The organism is Alkalihalobacillus bogoriensis ATCC BAA-922, assembly GCF_000621445.1.
Lineage (GTDB): Bacteria > Bacillota > Bacilli > Bacillales > Bacillaceae_F > Bacillus_AO > Bacillus_AO bogoriense.
Map to the genome: position 1 here is coordinate 121,838 of NZ_JHYI01000015.1, position 22,630 is coordinate 144,467.

At 37.6% G+C, this 22,630-nt stretch carries 22 protein-coding genes; 20 read left to right on the plus strand and 2 right to left on the minus strand.

What is annotated here, in order from left to right; genetic code table 11:
* Positions 1-39 precede the first annotated feature (39 nt).
* The 10 genes from T323_RS0108165 (at position 40) to T323_RS0108215 (ending at position 12,539) form a co-directional block, all read left to right on the plus strand.
* Positions 40-2,541 carry an LPxTATN C-terminal sorting signal domain gene (locus tag T323_RS0108165; protein WP_026672838.1) on the plus strand — a complete coding sequence of 834 codons (2,502 nt, stop codon included), beginning with the start codon at positions 40-42 and terminating at the stop codon, positions 2,539-2,541.
* Positions 2,542-2,689: 148 nt separating this feature from the next.
* A complete protein-coding gene (srtD, locus tag T323_RS0108170; protein WP_026672839.1) occupies positions 2,690-3,256 on the plus strand; it encodes a class D sortase, LPxTATN-specific in 567 nt (188 codons plus the stop codon).
* A 94-nt stretch (positions 3,257-3,350) separates the two neighbouring features.
* Positions 3,351-3,740 (plus strand): hypothetical protein, encoded by a 390-nt coding sequence (locus tag T323_RS0108175; RefSeq protein WP_026672840.1) that lies wholly within the window; start codon positions 3,351-3,353, stop codon positions 3,738-3,740.
* Between the two features lie 396 nt (positions 3,741-4,136).
* Positions 4,137-4,967 carry a BglG family transcription antiterminator LicT gene (licT, locus tag T323_RS0108180; RefSeq protein WP_026672841.1) on the plus strand — a complete coding sequence of 277 codons (831 nt, stop codon included), beginning with the start codon at positions 4,137-4,139 and terminating at the stop codon, positions 4,965-4,967.
* Positions 4,968-5,090: 123 nt separating this feature from the next.
* The gene (locus T323_RS0108185; protein WP_026672842.1) at positions 5,091-6,941 is read left to right on the plus strand and encodes a beta-glucoside-specific PTS transporter subunit IIABC; all 1,851 of its coding nucleotides are present in this window, start codon (positions 5,091-5,093) and stop codon (positions 6,939-6,941) included.
* A 66-nt stretch (positions 6,942-7,007) separates the two neighbouring features.
* Positions 7,008-8,450: a glycoside hydrolase family 1 protein gene (locus T323_RS0108190; protein ID WP_026672843.1), complete on the plus strand. Its 1,443-nt coding sequence runs from the start codon at positions 7,008-7,010 to the stop codon at positions 8,448-8,450.
* 880 nt (positions 8,451-9,330) lie between these two features.
* On the plus strand, positions 9,331-10,122 hold the full coding sequence (locus T323_RS0108200) for a hypothetical protein (RefSeq protein ID WP_026672845.1): 792 nt from the start codon (positions 9,331-9,333) through the stop codon (positions 10,120-10,122).
* A gap of 3 nt (positions 10,123-10,125) precedes the next feature.
* Positions 10,126-10,587 (plus strand): hypothetical protein, encoded by a 462-nt coding sequence (locus T323_RS0108205; protein WP_026672846.1) that lies wholly within the window; start codon positions 10,126-10,128, stop codon positions 10,585-10,587.
* A 71-nt stretch (positions 10,588-10,658) separates the two neighbouring features.
* A complete protein-coding gene (locus T323_RS0108210; RefSeq protein WP_026672847.1) occupies positions 10,659-11,273 on the plus strand; it encodes a helix-turn-helix domain-containing protein in 615 nt (204 codons plus the stop codon).
* Positions 11,274-11,348: 75 nt separating this feature from the next.
* On the plus strand, positions 11,349-12,539 hold the full coding sequence (locus T323_RS0108215; RefSeq protein WP_026672848.1) for a serine-tRNA(Ala) deacylase AlaX: 1,191 nt from the start codon (positions 11,349-11,351) through the stop codon (positions 12,537-12,539).
* Between the two features lie 227 nt (positions 12,540-12,766).
* Here the strand turns inward: T323_RS0108215 and T323_RS0108220 are convergent, their stop codons facing one another.
* Positions 12,767-14,227 (minus strand): methyl-accepting chemotaxis protein, encoded by a 1,461-nt coding sequence (locus T323_RS0108220; RefSeq protein WP_026672849.1) that lies wholly within the window; start codon positions 14,225-14,227, stop codon positions 12,767-12,769.
* A gap of 259 nt (positions 14,228-14,486) precedes the next feature.
* Between T323_RS0108220 and T323_RS0108225 the strand changes: the two genes are divergently transcribed.
* The 9 genes from T323_RS0108225 to T323_RS0108270 all read left to right on the plus strand — a co-directional run bounded on the left by T323_RS0108225 (position 14,487) and on the right by T323_RS0108270 (position 21,328).
* Positions 14,487-14,963, plus strand: coding sequence for a hypothetical protein (locus T323_RS0108225; protein ID WP_026672850.1), 477 nt, complete (start codon positions 14,487-14,489; stop codon positions 14,961-14,963).
* Between the two features lie 207 nt (positions 14,964-15,170).
* Positions 15,171-15,455, plus strand: a complete 285-nt coding sequence (gene spoIIID / locus T323_RS0108230; RefSeq protein WP_026672851.1) for a sporulation transcriptional regulator SpoIIID — start codon at positions 15,171-15,173, stop codon at positions 15,453-15,455.
* A 109-nt stretch (positions 15,456-15,564) separates the two neighbouring features.
* Complete coding sequence (locus T323_RS0108235; protein WP_026672852.1) at positions 15,565-16,569, plus strand: rod shape-determining protein; 1,005 nt, start codon at positions 15,565-15,567, stop codon at positions 16,567-16,569.
* A gap of 81 nt (positions 16,570-16,650) precedes the next feature.
* Positions 16,651-17,469, plus strand: a complete 819-nt coding sequence (locus T323_RS0108240) for a flagellar hook-basal body protein (RefSeq protein ID WP_026672853.1) — start codon at positions 16,651-16,653, stop codon at positions 17,467-17,469.
* A 16-nt stretch (positions 17,470-17,485) separates the two neighbouring features.
* Entirely contained in the window at positions 17,486-18,325 is an 840-nt protein-coding gene (locus T323_RS0108245; RefSeq protein WP_026672854.1) for a flagellar hook-basal body protein, read from the plus strand.
* A 24-nt stretch (positions 18,326-18,349) separates the two neighbouring features.
* Positions 18,350-18,664, plus strand: coding sequence for a DNA-directed RNA polymerase subunit beta (locus tag T323_RS0108250; RefSeq protein WP_026672855.1), 315 nt, complete (start codon positions 18,350-18,352; stop codon positions 18,662-18,664).
* Between the two features lie 127 nt (positions 18,665-18,791).
* A complete protein-coding gene (locus T323_RS0108255; RefSeq protein WP_026672856.1) occupies positions 18,792-19,358 on the plus strand; it encodes a transposase in 567 nt (188 codons plus the stop codon).
* A 172-nt stretch (positions 19,359-19,530) separates the two neighbouring features.
* Positions 19,531-19,956 (plus strand): 3-hydroxyacyl-ACP dehydratase FabZ, encoded by a 426-nt coding sequence (gene fabZ / locus T323_RS0108260; protein ID WP_026672857.1) that lies wholly within the window; start codon positions 19,531-19,533, stop codon positions 19,954-19,956.
* Between the two features lie 919 nt (positions 19,957-20,875).
* A complete protein-coding gene (locus T323_RS0108270; RefSeq protein ID WP_026672858.1) occupies positions 20,876-21,328 on the plus strand; it encodes an NUDIX hydrolase in 453 nt (150 codons plus the stop codon).
* 52 nt (positions 21,329-21,380) lie between these two features.
* On the opposite strand, the gene T323_RS0108275 is transcribed toward T323_RS0108270, so the two are convergent.
* Positions 21,381-21,968 carry a hypothetical protein gene (locus T323_RS0108275; RefSeq protein WP_026672859.1) on the minus strand — a complete coding sequence of 196 codons (588 nt, stop codon included), beginning with the start codon at positions 21,966-21,968 and terminating at the stop codon, positions 21,381-21,383.
* A 279-nt stretch (positions 21,969-22,247) separates the two neighbouring features.
* Here T323_RS0108275 and T323_RS0108280 point away from each other — a divergent pair, with 279 nt between their 5' ends.
* Complete coding sequence (locus tag T323_RS0108280) at positions 22,248-22,532, plus strand: hypothetical protein (protein ID WP_026672860.1); 285 nt, start codon at positions 22,248-22,250, stop codon at positions 22,530-22,532.
* Positions 22,533-22,630 lie beyond the last annotated feature (98 nt).

The following is a 22,630-nucleotide window of genomic DNA, read 5'->3' on the forward strand; positions in this document are numbered from 1 at the left end:
ACCGAAACTATAAAACTTCAAGACGACAAGGAGAGAACAATGAAACAATTAAAAATCATATTTGTTATTGCTATATTACTACAAGGATTAGTACTCCCTTCTGTAACCGCTCAAACGGTATCAGATGAAGTGTATTTTGCTGATGCTAATTTAGAGAGAGTGATAAAGGAAAATCTAAATATTGAAGTGATAACGGAAGAGGCATTATTAGAATTAACTTATCTAGATATATATGAAGACCATATTAGTGATGTAACAGGTTTAGAATATGCGCATAATTTAGAACATTTTGCAATCTATGAAAGGCATTCAGTTTCTGATTTAACACCACTTACTGGATTAACAAACTTAGTGGCGTTAACGATACAAGGCGGACACCTGGAAAACCTTGAACTACTTGCGGAGCTAGAACAATTAGAACGTTTACACTTATTTGACAATGCGATTCGTGATATAAGTGTTCTTGCAAGCTTACCGAATCTATGGGAAGTAGGTTTAGCTAATAATGATATTAATAATATTAGTGCTTTGAAAGATTTATCAAATTTACGTTATGTAAATTTTAATAGTAATAATATTAGTGATATTAGTATGTTAAAGGAGTTTGAAGCGTTAGAATTCGTCGAATTATTTAATAATAATCTTGATATGACCCCTCAATCTCCATCCTATCAAGTTGTTCATCAGTTGCTAGATAGAGAAATAACGGTGTTTTATGATGAAATGATTACTTTGGATATCACTGAGGAAACAGAAAACTCGGTCTCAATTGAATGGAGTTATGATATCCCAAACCGTTTTGTATCTGATAGTAGTTGGCTAATGATTAATGAGAGTTTTGTTCCTGACGTGAATGTTAAAGAGCAAAATGCATATACGTTTACAAACTTAGACCCTGACGATCAATATCGAATTATTATCCAATTTAATATTTATGCTTTAGGCAATTCGTATCCTCTTGATACTGGATTTATTTATCGACCAGGCGATTTTGTTTTGGATAATCCAATTAACAACGAAGTCATTTCGGTATCGCCTGACCAAACAACAGGCATCGCAACGGTAGGGAACGAGGAATTAGAACAGTTACTAGATAATGGTGAAGTTAGTGTTTCAGCCAATCACCTTCAAGAGTTTATGTTGGAACTGACAAGTGAACAGGTAAATCTATTGAAGGAAAAAAATGCTACGCTATTTTTATCCTCAGAACTCGGTGGCTTTGGAATTAATGCAAATAACTTAGCCAATGACAAACAAGCGACGCTTATTTTGTCAACTGTTAACAGAGCACCTCAGGGGAGCCAAGCTGTTAGTAAAATCTTAAAGTATGAGATTACACAAGATAGTGTTGAGCTTACAGAGCTGTCCATACCTGGAAAAGCAATCTTTTTGTTCTTTGACTTCCAAAACCGAGATGAAAGTAGAGTTAATTTATATAAGTTAAACAATAACGGGTGGGAGCAACGGCAAATGTCAAATGTCGACTTTCTAGGATTCGGTCTATTTACCGATATTAATGAGACCGGAACTTACGGTATTTTTGAAAGAGCCCCTGTTAACCGTACTGTCACTCAACCTGTACAAACAGAAGATAATAATTGGGTTGTAAATGAGGAATTAGTTAATGAGGTGGAAGAAAATGCTGTCCTATCGGTTGATTTAGAATTGGCTCAAGGGGATGCTTTAGCTAAAGTTCCATTTACTTCTGCCCAAATTCAATCATTAAAAGCGAAGAATGCAGAAGTTGAACTTGACCGTAGAAATGCGTCAATGCGAATTCCATTATCAAATTTAACCGATGCAGATGTAGAAACAACATTTAGCATGGAAAAACTAGAAGATGTACCACAACAAGCCGATGCGTTAAGCGAAGTGTATTCGTTTAAAATTTTCCAAGGGGAACAAGCTGTAACAAGTTTTGAAGCACCTGTTACATTAACGTTCACCTATGATGAGTCTAGATTAGCTGAAAATGAAGAAGCTGTCGTCGGATATTTAAATGAACAAAATGAATGGACATTTACGAATAATGGTGTCGAATTTGTAAATGACACAGATGGAACAATTACAGTTACAACAAATCACTTTAGTACATTCGGTGTGTTTGCAGTTGAAGTGAATTCAACTGAACCACCGGAAGAAGAAGTAAATCAAGAAGGACCTGATTTACCAGAAAGTGAAGTAGACCCAGTTACAGACTCAGATGATGAAGAACGGAATAATCAACCGGGTCCAGGTAATACAAATCAACCAGAAGGATCTAATCCGATAGATACAGAAAATGAAAACACTGAATCAGGAATTACAGAAGAGCGAACTAGTGAAAATGAAACAGTAATTACTGACAACGAGAATATAGAGTCAGAAAAAGAAGAACAAGAAATTAGCACAGAAGAAGAAACTACGGAAAGTGTGGAAGAAGGCAAAAAACTACCGAAAACAGCAACGGATAGTTATAATTTATTCGTAATTGGTAGCTTGCTTGCTATAGCTGGAGCATTCTTTTATGTCATCCAAAGAAGACGTGTTATAACAAAGTAAACACTATTATTCCCCTCTTATTTAAAAGGTAAGAGGGTTTTTCCATAATGTGACAATAGATTTGCTTTAAACCGCTTCCAATCATAATGGTAAGCATGTATAATTTACATAATAGTATCGTAAAGAAAAAAGTGAAAGAAGTGATCGAATGGGTAAGTTCTTTTCTTTCTTATTAATGGGTGGGGGAGTTATTCTAATTGGATTTAGTGCTTGGCAAATTTGGCAATCGAATATGTTGCAAGAACAAGCATTAGTAGAAGCACGTGTCGGGCTAGAAACTGTCGAAGAAGAATTTGATCCAAAGGACTTTACAGCAGAAGTCGGCGACACGATTGGAATCTTGCAAATTCCAGCTCTTGATCGTGAATTACCAATTGTTTATGGTGTAGATGAGGATGAATTAAAACGTGGTGTTGGCCACTATCCAGGCACTGCCTTTCCAGGTCAGCTTGATCAAGTTGTCCTATCTGGTCATCGTGATACCGTGTTTACAAAATTAGGTGAGCTTGAAATTGGCGATTCTTTTATTGTAGAAATGCCATACGGCGACTATGAATACATTATTCAAGATACGGAAATCGTCGATGCAGACGACCGGACGGTTATTCGTTCAACAAGTCCGGATGAAGTTCTGACTGTTATTACATGTTATCCGTTTAATTTTGTTGGGAATGCACCAGAACGGTATATCATTTATGCAACGCCAAAAGAATAGACATATAACTACCGCCACAATGTGAACAGGGAGCGGTAGTTTTCTTTTTTGCGTGGGACACAGATTTTTAAGCAGTACGAGGAAGGGGTTTCTTATGAAAAAATGGCTAATGCTTGCCGTAATGGTGTTTGTATTATCAGCATGTGGAAATACCACATGGGTGCTAGAGAAAGAAAGGGTAGGAGAAGTAGGAGAAGTGGCGTCCTATGTCAATCATCTCCAACTCTCTCTTCCAGATTTCCGTGGGTACTCTGTTTTTACCATTTCTGAAGGAAAAAAGATGGTAGTCGTTTCCACCGGAACATCAAATCAAACATTAGAGTTCGTTGAATTAGAAACAACGAAAGAAAGAACGACAATAACCGTTACTGAGAAACAAGAAGAAACCGATGAAACTAACCCTTACATCTTAATTGGAGTCAGTAAAATTAAAGGGGAACTCGTCGTTGTGAATGAAGATGGCGAAGAATTCGCAGAAAAGTAGAGTGGGCGAATTCTTAGCGGACATCTGTTTCGTTATTTAAGCGGAATATAGCTGTTTCTCATTTTTAGGGACATGTGTTCCGCTATTCGCCTCATTCATAGCGTAGCAGGGGGCGAAATTGCTAGATTAACGGAACAGATGTCCGATAGAAATTGTGAAAACGTTATTTTAGTTGAAATAGCGGAACATGTGTCCGTTAACAACTCGCACTCCTCCATCCATTAATTGGACAAAAATTTTAAACCTAAAACGGTTGCAAATTAAAAAAACGTGTTGTATGATGAAAAAAAGCGCATACATGAACGGATTGTAACTGTTAAATCAGGCAAAACCGATTACTTGATACACAAGTATATGGTTTTGCCTTTTTCTATGATTGTGGTGGAGGTGTTTCAAGTGAAGATTGTCAAAATTTTAAATAATAATGTCATTGTTTCAAATAAAGATGACCAGGAAGTTATCGTGATGGGGCGAGGTATTGCCTTTCAAAAGCGAGCTGGGGATGAAGTGGCAAATGAACAAATTGATAAAATCTTCACGTTAGAAGACAAGGACATCACAAAAAAGTTTAAGACGTTAATTGCAGATATTCCGTTAGAATATATGGAATTATCGGAGAGAATCATTAATTATGCTAAGCTTGAATTAGGCAAGAAGTTAAATGATAGCATTTACATTTCGCTTACAGACCACCTTCATTTTGCGGTGGAACGGCATAATAAAAACATTCCCGTGAAAAACGGATTGCTTTGGGAAACGAAGCAGTTGTATAAAGAGGAATTTGAAATTGGCATTGAAGCGTTAAATATGATATTTGACCAATTTAACGTCATTCTTCCTGAAGATGAGGCCGGGTTTATTGCCCTACATCTTGTGAATGCTCAATTAAATGAAGATATGCATAATATTGTTGATATGACAAAGGTCATTCAAGATATTTTAACAGTTGTGAAATATCATTTTAAAATTGAGTTTGATGAAACATCATTAAATTATTATCGTTTTATTACCCATTTGAAATTTTTTGCGCAGCGTCTCGTAAAGGGGAATCATTATCAAAATGAACAAGGTGATGACTTATTAAATGTCATTAAAGAGAAGTACCCTGAAGCACATAAATGCTCGCAAAAAATTAAAAAGTTTGTAGAAAAACAATATGATTATGAATTAACGGAAGAAGAGCTGTTATATTTAACGATTCATATTGAAAGAGTTGTAAAAAAATAAAATACACATTTAGGATTGTGACGAATCAGGCAAAACCTAAATTGAGCTTAAACAATAGGCTCAATTTAGGTTTTTTTCATTGAACGAAACAAAAACTATTAAGAATACAGAGGAGGAACAAATATGAAGTACGAAACGTTAGCAAAACAAATTATTGAAAACGTTGGTGGGGAAAAAAATATAGCAAGTGTCGTCCATTGTGCGACTCGATTACGGTTTGTTTTACATGATAAGACAAAAGCAAACAAACAAAATCTAGAGGCACTTGACGGTGTATTAAGTGTCGTTCAAAGTGGGGGACAACATCAGGTTGTTATCGGCTCCCATGTGAATGAAGTATATAAAACGATCGCACAAATCGCAAATATTGGTGGGCCATCAGATACGGATGCACCGAAAGGCTCGATTACATCACAACTATTTGACGTTATTTCTAGAAGTTTTTCTCCCTTATTAGGTGCACTAGCCGGTGCGGGGATGTTAAAAGCGCTACTCGTTGTGTTAACGATGACCGGAGTTTTAACTGAAGGAAGTGGAACATATCAAATTTTATCAGCAGCAGGTAATGCAGTATTCTTTTTCCTTCCTATCTTTTTAGGAATTACGCTTTCGATTCGACTTGGGGCGAATCCTTATGTCGGGGGTTCGATTGGAGCGGCATTACTTGAACCGAATTTGACAGGGTTTCTGGCTGAAGGTGGTGCAACGGATTTCATAGGAATTCCTGCTTTGATTGTTGATTATTCATCAACGGTATTTCCAGTTTTCATTGCAGTTTCGATCTATGCTTTACTTGATAAATTTTTAAAGAAAATCATTTACAAAGACATTCAAATGTTCATGGTACCAATGCTTTCACTAATTGTGATTGTTCCATTAACCGTTCTTATCTTTGGTCCATTTGGCGTATATGTTGGGGATGGCATTGCTTCTGTCATTATGTTCTTAGCAGAGCGAAGTGGTTTAATAACTGGTGCTGTAATGGGAGCGGCTTGGACGTTGTTAACGTTGTTTGGCTTACATTGGGGGCTCGTTCCGATTATTATTGCTAATTTAGCAGCTGGTGGAGACCCACTTGTTGCGATGTTTGCAGCTGCAGTGTTCGCTCAAATTGGTGTAGCACTTGGAATTTTCTTTAAAGCAAAAGACAAGGATTTAAAAGCTTTAGCGGGTTCGACGTTTTTCCCAGGGGCGTTGGCAGGAGTAACTGAACCGATTCTTTATGGATTACTTCTTCGTTATCGCCGAACGTTAGTGTATGTTATCGTTGCAGGTGCTATTGGTGGTGCGATTAATGGAATGTTAGGACCCAAAGGAATAGTGTTTGCCTTTCCTAGCTTCCTTGCCATCCCAGCGTTCTCACCAATTGGAACGTATCTCATTGGTACAATGATTGCATTTGGATTAGCCTTATTGGCTGTTTTACTAGGTGGTTTTGAAATCAAAGGAACAAAAGCTGTAGCAAAAGAACCTGTTGAAGAAGCAAACAAAAATGAAGACAATCGTCCTGCATTAACAAAAAGAGAAAAGATTGTAAGTCCAATGACAGGGAAGGTCGTTCCATTACAAGAAGTGAATGATGCAGCATTTGCTTCAGAAACAATGGGAAAAGGAATTGCGATTGAACCAACTGTCGGAAAAGTCGTATCACCAGTTGAAGGAACGGTTTCTGTTGTATTCCCAACAGGGCATGCGATTGGACTGACAACAAATGATGGTGCAGAAATATTAATTCATATCGGGATAAACACCGTTCAGCTAAATGGAAAACATTTCACCCCAGTGGTCAAACAAGGTGATACCGTCAAAGAAGGAGACCTGTTAGTATCTTTTGACTTAGAGAATATTAAAGAAGCCGGTTTTGATGTGACAACACCGATTATTATTACAAATACAGATCAATACCTTGAAGTTATTGAAACAAAGCAAGTCGAGATTCAAGCAAAAGAACCATTATTAACATTAGTTCGCTAATAACGTGTGTTTTGGGGGGCTCTCCCCCTTTTCATAAAATGAATCAACGATAAGGAGGAAATAGATATGAGTGGAGAAAACAAAAGATTTCCAGAAGGTTTTTTATGGGGAGGTGCAACAGCAGCAAACCAATTAGAAGGTGGTTTTCATGAAGGAAATAAAGGCTTAAATATTGCCGATGTTTTACCTGGGGGAAAAGAAAGATTAAAGGTATTAAAAGAACCAGGTTTTGATTTTGAAATTGACAACGAAAAATATAACTATCCGAACCATGAAGCGATTGATTTTTATCATCGTTATAAAGAAGATATCGCTCTTTTTGCGGAAATGGGCTTTAAAGTGTATCGCATGTCCATCGCATGGTCACGTATTTTTCCAACAGGAACAGAGTTAGAGCCAAATGAAGAAGGCCTTGCTTTTTATGACCGCGTGTTTGATGAATTACACAAACATGGAATTGAACCGGTTGTGACGATTTCACATTATGAGATGCCACTAAATTTAGTAAAAAATTACGGTGGTTGGCGCAGTCGCGAAGTTATTACTTTCTTTGAGCGATATGCCAAAGCGATTTTCAATCGATATAAAGAAAAAGTGAAATATTGGATGACTTTTAATGAAATCAATAGTGCTCTTCATTTCCCGATTATGAGTATGGGATTTTCGGTAGAAGAGGAAGAAACGAAATATCAGCAAATTTTCCAAGGGTTCCACCACCAATTTGTGGCGAGTAGCTTAGCTGTTAAAGCGTGCAAAGAAATTATTCCTACCGCCGAAATTGGATGTATGATTCTTGTCGCACCGGTGTATTCGTATGATTGCAACCCAGAAAATGTCATGTACTCTTTGCAAGAAGAACAGATTTTCACATTTTTCTGTGGAGATGTTCATGTGCGAGGAGAATACCCAGCATACTCGAAACGTTTCTTTAAAGAACATAATGTAACGTTAGATATTCAAGCGGGAGATTTAGAATTAATTAAGGAATACACGGTCGATTATATTGGCTTCAGCTATTATATGTCGCTCACACAAATGAAAGATAAAACAGGTGTTGAAATCACACCAGGAAATCTTTTAGAAGGGGTAAAAAATCCATTTTTACAAGCAAGCGACTGGGGCTGGGAAATCGACCCTACAGGATTGCGCATTATATTAAACAAACTATATGACCGCTACCAACTTCCGCTTTTTGTTGTAGAAAATGGACTAGGTGCGTATGACAAAGTGGAAGAAGACGGTTCAATTCAAGATGATTACCGTATCGACTATTTACGAAGTCATATCGAAGCGATGGCAGAAGCCGTTGAAGATGGTGTAGACTTAATGGGTTACACAAGCTGGGGATGTATCGACTTAGTAAGTGCGTCAACCGGTGAATTTTCAAAACGATACGGCTTTATTTATGTCGACAAACACGATGACGGGACAGGAACGCTTGAGCGCAAAAAGAAAAAGTCGTTCGACTGGTATCAGCGAGTCATTGCAACAAATGGAGAAGAATTATAGAAGAAATTCACCCTACGTACATGATGTGCGTAGGGATTTTTTTGTGGCGAGGGAGGAGGGGCGACCGATCGGACAACTGTTCCGTTAATATAAGGAAATATAGGTGTTTTTCAATGTTAACGGACAAGGGTTCCGCTAATCGCCTCGTTTTAGGACTTAGCGGGGTTGAAAACTAGATTAACGGAACAGATGTCCGATAGCTTTTAAAAAAGTGGCATTTTGATAGAAATAGCGGAACACATGTCCGTAAAAATCTAGAAGACGTATTCATGGCGACTATGATAATATGTCTCTAACGAATAACGTGAAAAACTGAGAAAGAAGTAGGTGTTGTTGTGGGTATATTTTTTAAAGAAGAACCAAAACGTGACAAAGTTCTTTGGAGGAAAAGTTGCGCATTCGCGTTTTATGTTATTATAGTTCTCCTATTACTAGACAGTATAGCGTATAGCTTAAAGGAGAGCTCTTTATTCACGAGTCAGGTTCTGCTTTGGGTAGGTATATTATCAGCATTTCTATGTCAGTTTGTTTTAAAAATGAAATCGAATAAAAAACGAAAAAAGCGATGAAATCTAAATGTTCGTTGAAACGAATGACATAGTATTTCTACAACCTATTTTTTTCGCTGATTGCTATAGGATATACGATGGAGTATGGTAAAGGTGGCGCCCCGGTTCGTTTACTTTGTTTTTGTTGTTGGACTCTCAATTTTAAATATTAGTTTATCAAGCAAAGAGTAGTAGACCATTCTAAGTACATCCGGTGCTTAGGATGGTTTTTTGTCGTAAAAAGACACCTTTCATGTCATGCATTAAGAATATAAATCCAAAATTAGTAAAACTTAAAAAAGCAAAACAAAAAAGACGAGGATGCTTCTACAATGCATAATTTCACTCCAACAAATAAAGAGCGGCGATTTAAAGCATATGTAAGCTCGATAGGGACAACACAGCTACATCTCCGAAATCCATATATAATCGCATGGTGGTCAGCTGCTTTTCCAGGATTTGGTCATCTTCTATTATCCAAGTATTTAAGGGGTTATGCCTTATTTATGTGGGAAATTTTAATTAATAATATGTCGAACTTAAATTTGGCGATGGTGTACTCTTTTACTGGTAACATTGAGTTGGCAAAGAATGTGCTCGAACCTCGCTGGATGTTACTATATATTCCGGTTTATCTGTTTGCTATTTGGGATAGTTACCGGACTACTGTTGATATGAATAAAGTGTTTATGTTGGCGGAAAGGGAAAATGCTACTTTTAACAGTTATGCGATTGGAGCGGTGGAAATCAATTATTTAGATAAAAGGAGACCGGTAATGGCTGTACTTTGGTCACTATTAACCCCAGGATTAGGTCAATTGTATATTCACCGCGTAGTAACGGCGGTGTTCACCATGATTTTTATGATTGTTTTTGTTTATTTTTCAAACATTCTTGTAGCGATTCATTATTTGTTTCTTGGTGATATTTCTTTTGCAACACAGCAACTGGATGCACAATGGCTTTTGTTTATCCCTTCTCATGTCGGTTTTTCAATGTATGATTCTTATGTCAATACAGTGGAAAACAACAAACTATTTGAAAGTGAACAACGAAAGTTTTTAAGCAAAAATTATCAACAATACGAAGTGAAGTTTCCAGTAATTTCGGATGAGGTGACATAACCGTTGCAAATTTTCTCAACTTTTGAGCATTCTACATATTTAGAGTTAGCGTTGACTTCATTAGAAAAAATCGGAGTGGAGAAATCTCATATTCTTGCTGTGCCCCTTATTAATCGCGTGGAGGAAAGGAGATTGTTTGATACACTCCACCGTGCAGATGGTGTGAGTTTATTTGATAAAGGAGCGGCGTTGGCTACTGCTTTTTCCGTAATAGGTGCTAGTGTTGGTTTTGTGTTAGAGTGGGGCCCGATTTATTGGGGATTAATTGGTGCTGCGAGTGGCTTTCTCATCGGATTTATTATCGATTATTTTATTTTTAAAGTCGTACATAAAAGAAAAGCTAAAGTAAAAGGCAAAACATCCGAAGTTATTGTTGTTATCAATTGTCCGGATGAACTCGTTGAAAAAGTTGAGGAAATTCTTTGGGAGCATTTAGCTCTAGGCGTTGCGAAAGTCGAGGGCTAACAACTCAACGGATCGTTTATTGTGGATCCATCCCTTCATTGCTATCATTTCATTACATGGAGGTGAATGACATGGATTGCAGTAAAATTGGAAAACTACTGTTACAGCTTCGTCAGGAAAAGAATATGACACAAAAGGAAATTGCCGATGCGATCGGAGTAAGTGACAAAACAATTTCAAAATGGGAACGTGGGTTAGGGTGTCCAGATGTTTCGTTACTTGCGGAATTATCTGCTCTATTAGGAGTCAATATTGAAAATATTTTACAAGGGCAATTAGCGCTTAATGATAGGAATCAAGGAAATCTGAAACGAATGTTATTTTACGTTTGTCCTAGCTGCGGCAATACGATGACAAGTTCAACACAAGCAGATATTGCTTGTTGCGGTAGAAAACTAACTTCATTAACAGCGAAAAAAGAGGACCAAAACCATAAAATCCATGTTGAGGAAATTGAACATGAGTATTTTATTTCCATTCAGCATGAAATGAGTAAAAGTCACTTTCTCGCATTTGCGGCGTATGTTACATGTGATAAAATGCTATTTATCCCGTTTTATCCTGAACAAAATGCGGAATTCCGGGTTCCGAAATTTTCAAGTGGCCGCTTCTATGTGTATTGTAATCAACATGGATTATGGATGAAGGACATAAAAAAGCCAAGTCGTTTGGCGAAAAGTTCATAATAATATTGTTCAATCTGAACGTGCTTACCTATAATGAAAAGGTAAGCATTTTTTGTGTCAGAAGGGAGAACAAGAGTGAAAACTAAAAAATTATATTATCAAGATCCATACATACAAACATTTACAGCCCAAATTGTAGAACAAAATCAAGACGAAAAAGGCCATTATGTTGTGTTAGATAAAACAGCTTTTTATCCGACTGGTGGTGGACAACCTCATGATACTGGTTTCTTACACAATGTACCGGTCGTTGATGTTGAGGAAGTTGAAGAAGAAGTTCGTCATTATATAGAAGAAACTCTAGACGTGAAAGAATGCACTGGAGAAATCAACTGGAAGCGACGGTTTGACCATATGCAGCAGCATGCTGGTCAACATATTGTAACAGCGGCATTTGAAGAACTGTTTGGATATAAAACAGTGAGCTTTCATTTAGGAAAAGAGATGTGTGCGATTGATCTGGATATTCCCACTTTGACAGAGGAAGAAGCAAATCAAGTTGAGGAAAGAGCAAACGAGGTTATTCTAGAAAATCATCCAATTGAAACGAGATGGGTAAAAGAAGAAGAACTCCGCGATTTGCCGTTAAGAAAGGCATTAGCCGTAACCGAGAATATTCGTCTCGTTATCATCCCGAACTTTGATTATAACGGGTGCGGGGGAACTCATCCGAATTCAACGGGACAAGTAAATGCGATAACGATTTTACATTGGGAAAAGCAAAAGAAACATACACGTGTGTACTTTATTTGTGGAAATCGAGTACGCCAACAATTACATGAAAAACACGAAGTTATTCAACACTTAAATTCATTATTCAGTGCCCCGCAAGAACAATTAGAGGGGGCCGCGTCTCGCGTATTTGAACAACAAAAATCGTTAGAAAAAGAAATTGCTGAGTTAAAAAACGAACTACTACAAGTGGAATTAGAAAAAACAATCGAGCAATCCATTGAATGGAATGGACATCGCCTCGTCAAACAAATCTATCAACAGCGGCCAATGCAAGAGCTCCAACAACTAGCAAAAAGCATCACGCAAAAATCAGATAACGTAGTTGTCTTTTTGATAAGTGAAACTGAAGAAAAACTTCAAGTCGTTTGTACGAGAAGTGAAGATGTTCCTCTGAACATGAAAGAGTCCATGAAGTCTATTTTACCACTGATTAATGGGAAAGGTGGCGGAAGTGAAACGATGGCTCAAGGAGGAGGAGAGAAGCTTTTGTCTCCAGAAGCGTTACTTGAGAGCATGCTATTGAAAGGATAAGGTGGCATTTCTACGGACATGTATTCCGCTATTTCATGAAAATCGGCTCTTTTATAAATACTATCGGACATCTGTTCCGTTAAACGACGAGAAAAAGCAACGAAAACATACTATTTTCATAAGATAACGGAACCGATGTCCGTAAGCTTTTCAAAAAGGCCGTTTTTAACAAAAATAGCGGAACGTATGTCCGATAGACACGTTCCGCTATATGCAACGTCAAATTACTATAAAATTTTCACTGCGATGTCGGCTGTTTCGCCCATCGATTCAGAAATTTGTTTGTTTTGGTCATTTAATGAATCGATTGTTGCACTCATTTCTTCAAGACTTGCAGATGCTTGTTCAATAATGGCTGCTAAGTCAGAAGTCGAGCTTTCCACATTGGCTGAGTTCCCACGCACGACAGTTGCTAACTGCTGGAAGTCTGTAAAGCGTGTGTTTAGTTGCTCAAGCTGATTTGAAAGCTGTTTGAAATAATCTGTCACTGTGTTTGTTGCTTGTAGATTTTCAGCGAATTTCGTTTGGCTTTGTGTCATTTTATCAACAGCTAAGCCATTGTTTGTATTTAGTTCTGCTAGATTTACGGTAATTTTCTCTGTCGTTTTGCCCGTCATTTCTGCTAATTTACGAATTTCATTTGCAACGACAGCGAAACCTTTACCAGACTCACCTGCACGCGCAGCTTCGATCGAAGCGTTTAAGGCAAGCAAGTTCGTTTGCTCTGTAATTTGCTTAATGCTATCAGCAAACGTATTCGTTTCTGAAATTTTTTCAGTTAATTGTTCAAAAATACGGTTTAATTCTTGTGTCAATGTTTCGAGTTCAGCCATATTCGTTGTTAAAGCGACAACTTGTTGGTTCCCATCAACAGAAACAGTATAAGCTGAACCTGAAATCTCTTTTAATTGTGTTGTATGAGTATCTAGTTCATCCATTAATGTTCTTGTTTCGTATGCATTTGTTGCAATACCAGTTATTTGCTCACTTTGCGTTCCACTACCTGTTGCCATTTCATTTACAGCAACAGCAATTTGCTGTTGGGATTCAAGGTTATCTTGAAGTTGTTCATTAACGGCCGTGACACGTTCGATGATGCCAGTAACACTTTCTTCGAGTTTTTGCTTTTGCTTTTCTTTTTCGATTACATCATTTTGACTTTGTAAGACAAATTGCTCAAGTTGTTTGCCTTGTTGGTTGTTTAAATAAACAAGGACAGAACAAACAACAATACTTAAAAAGAAAAGTAACATTAAAGAACTTCCTGCTTGCCCTAAGCCGCTATCGCTAGAGAAATAGATGTTGATGATGAGTGAAATTAATCCTAATCCAGCGCCCATCGCAAGAACATTTCGGTTCATGTGCACAACGGATAATAAAAGGATGAAAAACGTAATCAGCGCGGCGACAATCCCACCACCGCTAATGGACATAGATAAAAACATATAAAAGTAACAAATACCAATAAATAAATATGGATAAATGAACTCTTTTTTAAATACACGATGAAGCAAAACATAACCAACAAACAATAAGATGAGCTCAGTGACGTATAACGTCATTGTAAAAAAATCTTGTTTCACTAATGAGAGAATCGCAGCTGCGAGTAATGAAAATGAGAAAGAAAATAAAAGCAGTCGATTTTTCTTAATAACTTCTTGTAATTTCAATTCTGCAATAGCATTCATGGGATAACATCCTTTTCAAAGAGTATAGGTATTTGATATCATTTTACTCCTAGTTACAAAGTTCGACAACTACTTTTTATATAAAAGTTGTAAGTTGGATGTATTTTCAAAAAAAGCCCAGAATAAAGCAAAACTTGAAAAAATATAAATGTGTAAAATTTACTAGATGTCGAAGCATTGTAGATTTTGTCAACTGATATGATACAATACAAGCAATAACCCATTTATTAAAATGAACGAACAAAATGGAGGAGTTAACATGAAAAAAGTATGGATTAGTTTATTCGTTGTAAGTATTATCATTGCTGGATGTTCAAAAGACGTTGTCCAACAAGAAGAAGAGCCAGTTATTGAAGATATAGAGCAAGTGGAAAAAGAGGAAGAGCAGAAAGAAGAAATTGAGGAACAAGTAGAAGAAGAAACGTCAGATGTAAGTCAGTCAAAAACAGATTTGAATACAAAAGACGAACAAAAAGAACAAGATAAGACTGCTGAACAAGAAAAAGACGTAGACAAATCAAACACGGAATTAACGGAAGAAGATGCTATACGCCTAGTCAAAATAGAGTTGGGTGTTGAACATGATGATTTCATCCATGTCGTTGTTGACCATGAAAAGGACGGGATGTATGTCGTTCAAGTATATGAAGTGGTTGATAACGGCGTAGGTCATACGGCTACGCTAGGTTGGTATACGGTGGATAAAAAGTCAGGTGAAATAAAGTCAATGATTTAAAAAAATAATGTAAAAAGTTCACATCAGTGATGTGAACTTTTTTTGTGCTGAAATTGCTTTACAATAGCTGTTTTTTACTTGCTACAAAGGAAACTCATTACACATTAATTTGACAATTGTGAAAAAACAGCTTGACTTATTGGTATATATAGACTCGCTCCTTAATAAAATGTACCAATCACCGACATAGATTAGGAGGCGAGTGGTGTGCACGATTACATCAAAGAACGTACTATCAAGATTGGCAGGTACATCGTGGAAACAAAAAAGACAGTCCGAACGATCGCTAAGGAATTTGGGGTGTCTAAAAGTACAGTCCATAAAGATTTGACTGAACGATTACCTGAAATCAACCAGGAGCTGGCCAATGAAGTAAAAGAAATTTTGGAGTATCATAAGTCGATCCGACACTTACGTGGTGGGGAAGCAACAAAGGTAAAATACAAGAAAGATTCTGTTGTGGAAGAAGCCGTCGAAAAAACTCGCATTTAATGAAAGAAATCAATCCCTGTATTGACAAAATGTGATAAAATAGATCATTAGTAGGAATCATTTTTCGATACGAATAATTTGAGATATTATACAGGGAGGAATTCGCTACATGTTCGGTAGGGATATAGGGATTGATTTAGGAACGGCAAATGTTTTAGTGTATGTAAAAGGAAAGGGGATTGTCCTTGATGAGCCATCTGTTGTGGCGCTTGAGGCAACAACCCAAAGAGTATTGGCAGTAGGGGAAGAAGCATTTCGTATGGTTGGACGTACCCCGGGGAATATTGTAGCCATGCGACCAATGAAGGATGGAGTTATCGCCAACTTTGAATTAACAGAATCTATGCTAAAACATTTTTTGAACAAAGTAAATGTGAAAAATGTTTTTTCGAAGCCGCGTATTTTGATTTGTTGCCCGACGAACATAACCTCCGTAGAACAAAAAGCAATCCGCGAAGCAGCTGAGAAAAGCGGTGGAAAAAATGTATACCTTGAAGAAGAGCCGAAAGTCGCTGCGATTGGTGCGGGTATGGATATTTTTCAACCAAGTGGTAACATGGTCATAGACATAGGCGGTGGAACAACAGATGTTGCTGTTCTTTCCATGGGTGATATCGTCACCGCCTCTTCTATTAAAGTAGCAGGAGACCGGTTTGACCATGAAATTTTGACTTACATAAAGAAGAAATATAAGTTATTAATCGGTGAGAGAACATCTGAAGCGATTAAAAAAGAAGTCGCGACTGTTTTCCCAAATGCACGGGAGACAAGCTTGGAAATTCGTGGCCGTGATATGGTGAGTGGTCTTCCACGTACAATTACGGTGTATTCTGCAGAAATTCAAGAAGCATTGCAAGAAGCAGTTTCTTATATTGTACAAGCTTCAAAAAGCGTCCTTGAGCAAACACCTCCAGAGCTTTCAGCTGATATTATCGACCGTGGGGTTATTTTAACAGGCGGTGGTGCATTATTGCACGGAATTGATTTATTATTAGCAGAAGAATTAAAAGTACCTGTGTTAGTAGCGGATGAGCCGATGCACTGCGTTGCAAAAGGAACAGGAATTATATTAGAAAACCTTGACCGCATGTCGTCAAAAAGAATTAGGCTATAATTAACAGTTGAAGTTTCCCTATAGGGATCCGATATAATAGATACTGTAATCCGTCTTTAAAACGGTAAGGAGGAATAATGGATGCTTCGAGGAATCTATAGTTCTGCTGCTGCGATGGTATCACAACAGCAAAGACAGGAAATGCTGACAAATAACCTTGCAAATGCGAATACACCAGGATTTAAAGCTGACCAAGCGTCACTGCGAGCTTTTCCTAACATGTTAATTAAAGCAATGAATACATCGAACATGCTACCAAATTCTCATCATGTCGGGGAACTAAGTACGGGTGTTTATTTACAAGAAACAATGCCGAATTTTAGGCAAGGCGATATACATGAAACAGGAAATACAACTGACCTTGCATTGCTGCAAGGCGTTATGCCATTTAATGAGCAAGGGCGTCAAGGCGCGTTATTTTTTGAAGTGCAAAATGAAAACGGTGATGTCCGTTATACTAGAAACGGCAGTTTAGCTGTTGATGCAGGTGGTTTTCTCGTAACAACGGAAGGCCATTATGTTCGTGATACAGCGGGCAACCGTATGCTTGTTGGATCAGAAGATTTTACAGTTGACCGTAATGGACAAGTTGTCACCCAAGCAGGTAATGTTGTAGGGCAAATTCAAGTGACATTTGCTGAAGATCCAATGCTGCTTGTTAAAGAAGGAAATGGGTTGTTGCGTTTTGATGGTGAAGGAGCGCTTCCAACAGCAATCGGAAACGGGCAAGTCACATATCAATTACAACAAGGTTTTATTGAGCGTTCTAATGTTGATACTGCTCAAACGATGACGGAAATGATGAATACATTCCGTACGTTTGAAGCAAACCAAAAAGTATTACAAGCATACGACCGTAGCTTAGAAAAAGCGGTTAATGAAATCGGCCGAATTGGCTAGAAAGGAGTAATGACTAATGAATACATCGATGATTACGGCTTCGAACACGATGGGTCAGCTTCAAAAAAAGCTTGATACAATCTCAAACAACTTAGCAAATACGAACACGATTGGATATAAACGTCGTGAAGCATCTTTTTCCGATCTTCTAGTCCAACAAGTGAATAATCAATTGGTTCATAGTAAAGAAGTTGGTCGTCTTACTCCAAACGGCATTCGCGTCGGTGCAGGTGCAAAAATTGCTCAAACTGCCATGCGACTTGAGCAAGGAGCGATGCAACAAACTGAACGCCCACTTGATGTCGCATTAACGACAAAAGGTACTTTTTTTGAAATCCAAGTCGATGTAGCTGGAAACCCAGAAACGCGTTATACGAGAGATGGGGCCTTTTATTTAAGTCCAAATGCAAATAATCCGCAATTGTTAAACTTAGTTACTGGCCAAGGACATTATGTCATGGGTGAAAATGGTCCGATTCAAATCCCGGCTAATTTTAAAGACATTACCATTAGTGAAGGTGGAAGAATAAGTGTATCATTAAACGGTGGCGGGAATGTGGACGCAGGTCAATTGGCTGTAGTCCGCGCTGAACGTCCACAAATGTTAATTCAAATGGGAGAGAACCTTTTTGGACTCCCTGAAAATTTAGCTGAACAAGGATTAAATGTTGCTGATATTATTACTGCATTAGGTGCAGGCGAAATCTCAATGCAACAAGGGTCACTAGAAATGTCTAACGTTGATATGAGCCGAGAAATGACGGAATTAATGATGACACAACGATCTTATCAATATAACGCCCGTTCGATTACAATGGCTGACCAAATGATGGGGTTAGTGAACTCAATCCGCTAAGAAACGGCTTAGTAAGGAGACGCTATGACGAATAAAGAACTTGAATCAAATTCGAAAACAAAAGCTGAGCTTGTTCAAGAAGAACAAGCTCAGGATAAAAAACTAGCAAAAGAAAAAAAAGAAAAAGAAAAGAAAACAAGGCGAAAGCGCAAAAAAAGAGGCCGCATTCGTCTTATTCCTATTTGGGTTAGAATTATCCTTTTCGTTTTGTTAGCCGCTGCTTCGTTAGCAGGTGGATTAATGGTAGGTTACGGCATTATCGGAAACGGCGATCCCGCAGAAGTGCTAGAAGAAGAAACATGGACCCACATATTAGATATCATCCGCGGTGTGGAATGATGGTGTTTGTTTGGGGTGTCTGACACCCCAAATAGACACTGTCCACCTAAGGTGGACAATTTGCTTTACTCCCTCTTTTTCCCCTTTTTTATTTCCTCAATTTAATTGATAAAGGAGCGATCCCCCTATGGCTCGAAAACAACGGATTTGGTATCCTGGTGCCATGTATCATATTACATGCCGTGGTAACCGAAAATGGCCGATTTTTCATGATGAAGCGGATTACAATATGTATTTGTTTCTTTTGATAGAAACGCAAAAGCGTTACCCTTTTCTTCTCCACTCTTATTGTCTAATGACAAACCACATTCATCTCCTCATCGAAACGAAAACAACCCCTATCTCACGAATCATGCAATTTCTCACAACACGTTACGCTAAATATTACAATGAACGTTATCACTATGTCGGTCACTTGTTTCAAGGTCGTTATTATTCTGGTTTGATAACATCATCAAGTTACTTTATGGATGCTTCTAAGTATATTCACCTTAATCCGTATGATGCAGGAATGGTAGCTTCACCTGAAGACTACTGCTGGAGCAGTTTATTCTCCTATTTATTTCACACGTTCAACCCCAATATTACTCCCTCTTTTTTATACTCACATCTTCCTTTTCCAGAAGCGCTTTATTATCACATATTTATACAAAGTGAAAAGTCTTGGTTAAAACAGTCCTTCGGACTGAGGTAATAGGGTGACTGACACCCAAAATGGACATTGTCCACACCAAAAGGACATTACGTATTTCATACAGAGGTAGTCCAACTTCAATCCCTGTTAAAGCATGTCCACGGTGTGGTATAATAGAAATTATGTACATAGGAAAATACTGGGTGACTGACACCCAAAAAGGAGGAACCACATGCTAAACATTGAAGAAATTAAAGAGATTATTCCTCATCGTTATCCGTTTTTGTTGGTTGACCGCATTCTTGAGGTGGAAGAAGGAAAGCGTGCAGTCGGGATTAAAAACGTATCGGCAAATGAAGAGTTCTTCAACGGACATTTCCCAGAGTTCGCTGTTATGCCAGGTGTGTTAATTATTGAAGCTCTTGCTCAAGTCGGTGGAGTCGCGATGTTAAAGTTAGAAGAAAACAGAGGGAAAATTGCCCTGTTTGCCGGAATTGATAAATGTCGTTTTAAAGAGCAAGTAAGACCAGGGGATCAGCTACGACTTGAAGTTGAAATGGTTCGCTTTAAAGGTCCGATTGGTATTGGTAAAGGTGTGGCTTATGTTGGAGATAAGGTCGCAGCAGAAGCAGAAATGATGTTTGCATTAAAAAAATAGCCAAAAAGACGAGTGAAGGTTATGACTTTACTCGTCTTTTTTTTCTTGTTTAGCGTAACTATAATATAGTCGATCTGCAAATAACAATGCGCTTATATATTCTTAGAATGAATTAAGGTTTGGGGTACTATGAGACAACCGATTTTGTTGTATAGAGTATTTAAGCGGACGTGAAAACCGTTATCTGTGAACATTACTAACGTTTTGGAATGTAGGTGGACACAGGAGCCGTTATTCATAATATTTCGCGAGGAATAGACTTGCTTTTGCGTTAATAAGCGCTCCTGTGGCCGCTTAAAAACGGAAACCCGTATCATGTTCACAAATAACGGCTGCTCTGACCGCAAAAATGAGAGATATGGAATCAATAATACATAATTGTGTGTACAAACTATTTATTCACATGTTGAAACCTTGAATTTGTTTTTTTTTTCAATAGTTCAAAATTCGGAATAAAATATACCTATGACAATACTCACGAAAAAATTGTCGAAACTTTTATAATAAGAAAATCCTTTGTATACCAACGGTTACAACATAGCTCTAACAAATATAAAAATATATAATTTTGCAAAAAAATGGGTATTTTGTCTAACGAAAATTTAGTCTTTTGTGATTAAAATGGTAGTAGATATAAGATAGGGATGTTAAGATAAATAGTAAAATATTGAAAAGGAGGAATTATTGTGCCATTGTATCAAATGAAACCAATTTGGACTCCGCTCGAACTCATAGGGATTAAATTTTTTAAGTGTGATGAAGGAAAACTCTACATTAAATTTTGGGGTAGTCACAGAAAACAAATATTTAAGTGAGTATAGTAAAGAATAGTTGATTACAATCATTTCATTGTTGTAATCAACTTTTTTTGTCATAGTAGAAAAGAACGATAACTTTAACATTAACGGAGGAAACACCTATGGATTATATAAAGATGATTCGCTCTCATGTTGGATCGCGCCCATTACTTTTAACTGCGTGTGCAGTCATAATAGAAGATGACCAAAACAGGGTATTATTACAGCACCGGACAGATACAAATGACTGGGGAATTCCTGGTGGATTTATGGAGATTGGGGAATCAACAGAAGAGGCAGCGAGGCGAGAAGTATATGAAGAAACAGGCTTAACAGTCGGAGAACTCGAGTTATACGAAGTGTTTTCCGGAAAAGATTTTTACTTTATGTATCCGAATGGTGACGAAGTGTATAATATTATTGTGACGTATAAAACAAAAGAGGTAAAAGGGGAGATAAAAATTACCGATGGTGAAAGTTACGATGTGAAATATTTTCCTCTGCATCAACTACCAAATAAAATGATTCCAACTAGTCGCAAAATGATTGAACAATACATAAAAGAGAGAGAATGAATCAGGTGAACCGTTCATTCTCTCTCGCAACCACGAAACTAAGCACCCCCAACTAAGGAGCAACTGTAAATTCTAAGGATTGTTCGATTGTATACGATGTTTTATCCCTTTCAGTGAGTAGGTCACTTTCATTCATATCAATAATAAAATGAGCAACTACGGTTACCTTATATGTCCCAGGTGGAAACGTCACTTCATCCTCTTCTAACCACTTCTTATAAAACGCGGCATTAGGATCGCCACCGTCAAACCCTGTACTCTTTTCATAATCCGTTTTTTCCCATTCTCCTTGTTTTAAAGTCGTTAAGACATATGGTTCTGGCATCATATAAGGGAAGGATAAGTCCCCGTCCGTTTGTTCAATATGAAAACCGAGATAATGCATCGCATGCCCAATCGTCATTTTCTCTTCTTCACCAAAAAAACCAAAGTCTGCCCAAATATTAACTTGTTCATTTTCTTTATAGACAGCTTTGTTAGTAAATAAAGAAAGTTTGAAATCCTCTTCTTCTACAGTGGCCATTTGAGGTTGTTGAGTAACATCATCAGCATTAGGACTTACATCTTTTCCACCGCTTTGTCCTTGCCCGCATCCAGTTAAGAGCAGCATCCCGAATACAACGAAAAGCATTTGTTTCATATAGTAACCCCCATTATCTTGAAACATAGAACTCATTATTCTAAAAGACGATAAACGGAGCAAAGAGTTACAATAATAAAAGCCCCAATTATGAAAAAAGCTAAAACACTTCATGTGAAATCATCGTAACAATTATGTAAAAGTCTAGACGAGTTTGTAACAGTGCTTGAGTAATGCCAAAAAAACCGGAAATCTATAGACCGTCATGAATGAGGATGATAGTATAACGACATACTAACGTTAGTCGTTAGTTTAATTAATTTATTGGGGGTATTTATTATGAAGAAAAAAGCATTTGCTACTGTCGGTTCAGCAGTATTAGCATTAGGTTTATTAGCAGCTTGTGGTGACGCAACAGATGACACTGGTATCGAGGAGCCGCTTGATCAAGAACCAGCAATCGAAGAGCCAATCGATGATGGTGTAGATGAAGGTCTTGAAGAAGAAACAGACTTAGGTGAAGAAACTGGTCTTGAAGAAGGCGATGACTTAGACGAGCCAGCTGACGATGAAGGTTTAGAAGCTGACCTTGACGATGAAGAAGAATTAGAAGCTGACGAGTAAAATTAAGGGCTAACCATTTGGTTAGCCCTTTTTCATTACATTTTTTACAAAAAGAAGGAATTTGACTAAATGGAAAGGAACATATAAGATTTAGATTG

Excerpts from the sequence above, each read along its gene's own strand:
- T323_RS0108165 (WP_026672838.1), top strand. The coding sequence starts at position 40 with ATGAAACAATTAAAAATCATATTTGTTATTGCTATATTACTACAAGGA.
- srtD (WP_026672839.1), top strand. The coding sequence starts at position 2,690 with ATGGGTAAGTTCTTTTCTTTCTTATTAATGGGTGGGGGAGTTATTCTA.
- T323_RS0108175 (WP_026672840.1), top strand. The coding sequence starts at position 3,351 with ATGAAAAAATGGCTAATGCTTGCCGTAATGGTGTTTGTATTATCAGCA.
- T323_RS0108185 (WP_026672842.1), top strand. The coding sequence starts at position 5,091 with ATGAAGTACGAAACGTTAGCAAAACAAATTATTGAAAACGTTGGTGGG.
- T323_RS0108190 (WP_026672843.1), top strand. The coding sequence starts at position 7,008 with ATGAGTGGAGAAAACAAAAGATTTCCAGAAGGTTTTTTATGGGGAGGT.
- T323_RS0108200 (WP_026672845.1), top strand. The coding sequence starts at position 9,331 with ATGCATAATTTCACTCCAACAAATAAAGAGCGGCGATTTAAAGCATAT.
- T323_RS0108210 (WP_026672847.1), top strand. The coding sequence starts at position 10,659 with ATGGATTGCAGTAAAATTGGAAAACTACTGTTACAGCTTCGTCAGGAA.
- T323_RS0108220 (WP_026672849.1), bottom strand. The coding sequence starts at position 14,227 with ATGAATGCTATTGCAGAATTGAAATTACAAGAAGTTATTAAGAAAAAT.
- T323_RS0108225 (WP_026672850.1), top strand. The coding sequence starts at position 14,487 with ATGAAAAAAGTATGGATTAGTTTATTCGTTGTAAGTATTATCATTGCT.
- T323_RS0108235 (WP_026672852.1), top strand. The coding sequence starts at position 15,565 with ATGTTCGGTAGGGATATAGGGATTGATTTAGGAACGGCAAATGTTTTA.
- T323_RS0108240 (WP_026672853.1), top strand. The coding sequence starts at position 16,651 with ATGCTTCGAGGAATCTATAGTTCTGCTGCTGCGATGGTATCACAACAG.
- T323_RS0108245 (WP_026672854.1), top strand. The coding sequence starts at position 17,486 with ATGAATACATCGATGATTACGGCTTCGAACACGATGGGTCAGCTTCAA.
- T323_RS0108250 (WP_026672855.1), top strand. The coding sequence starts at position 18,350 with ATGACGAATAAAGAACTTGAATCAAATTCGAAAACAAAAGCTGAGCTT.
- T323_RS0108255 (WP_026672856.1), top strand. The coding sequence starts at position 18,792 with ATGGCTCGAAAACAACGGATTTGGTATCCTGGTGCCATGTATCATATT.
- fabZ (WP_026672857.1), top strand. The coding sequence starts at position 19,531 with ATGCTAAACATTGAAGAAATTAAAGAGATTATTCCTCATCGTTATCCG.
- T323_RS0108270 (WP_026672858.1), top strand. The coding sequence starts at position 20,876 with ATGGATTATATAAAGATGATTCGCTCTCATGTTGGATCGCGCCCATTA.
- T323_RS0108275 (WP_026672859.1), bottom strand. The coding sequence starts at position 21,968 with ATGAAACAAATGCTTTTCGTTGTATTCGGGATGCTGCTCTTAACTGGA.
- T323_RS0108280 (WP_026672860.1), top strand. The coding sequence starts at position 22,248 with ATGAAGAAAAAAGCATTTGCTACTGTCGGTTCAGCAGTATTAGCATTA.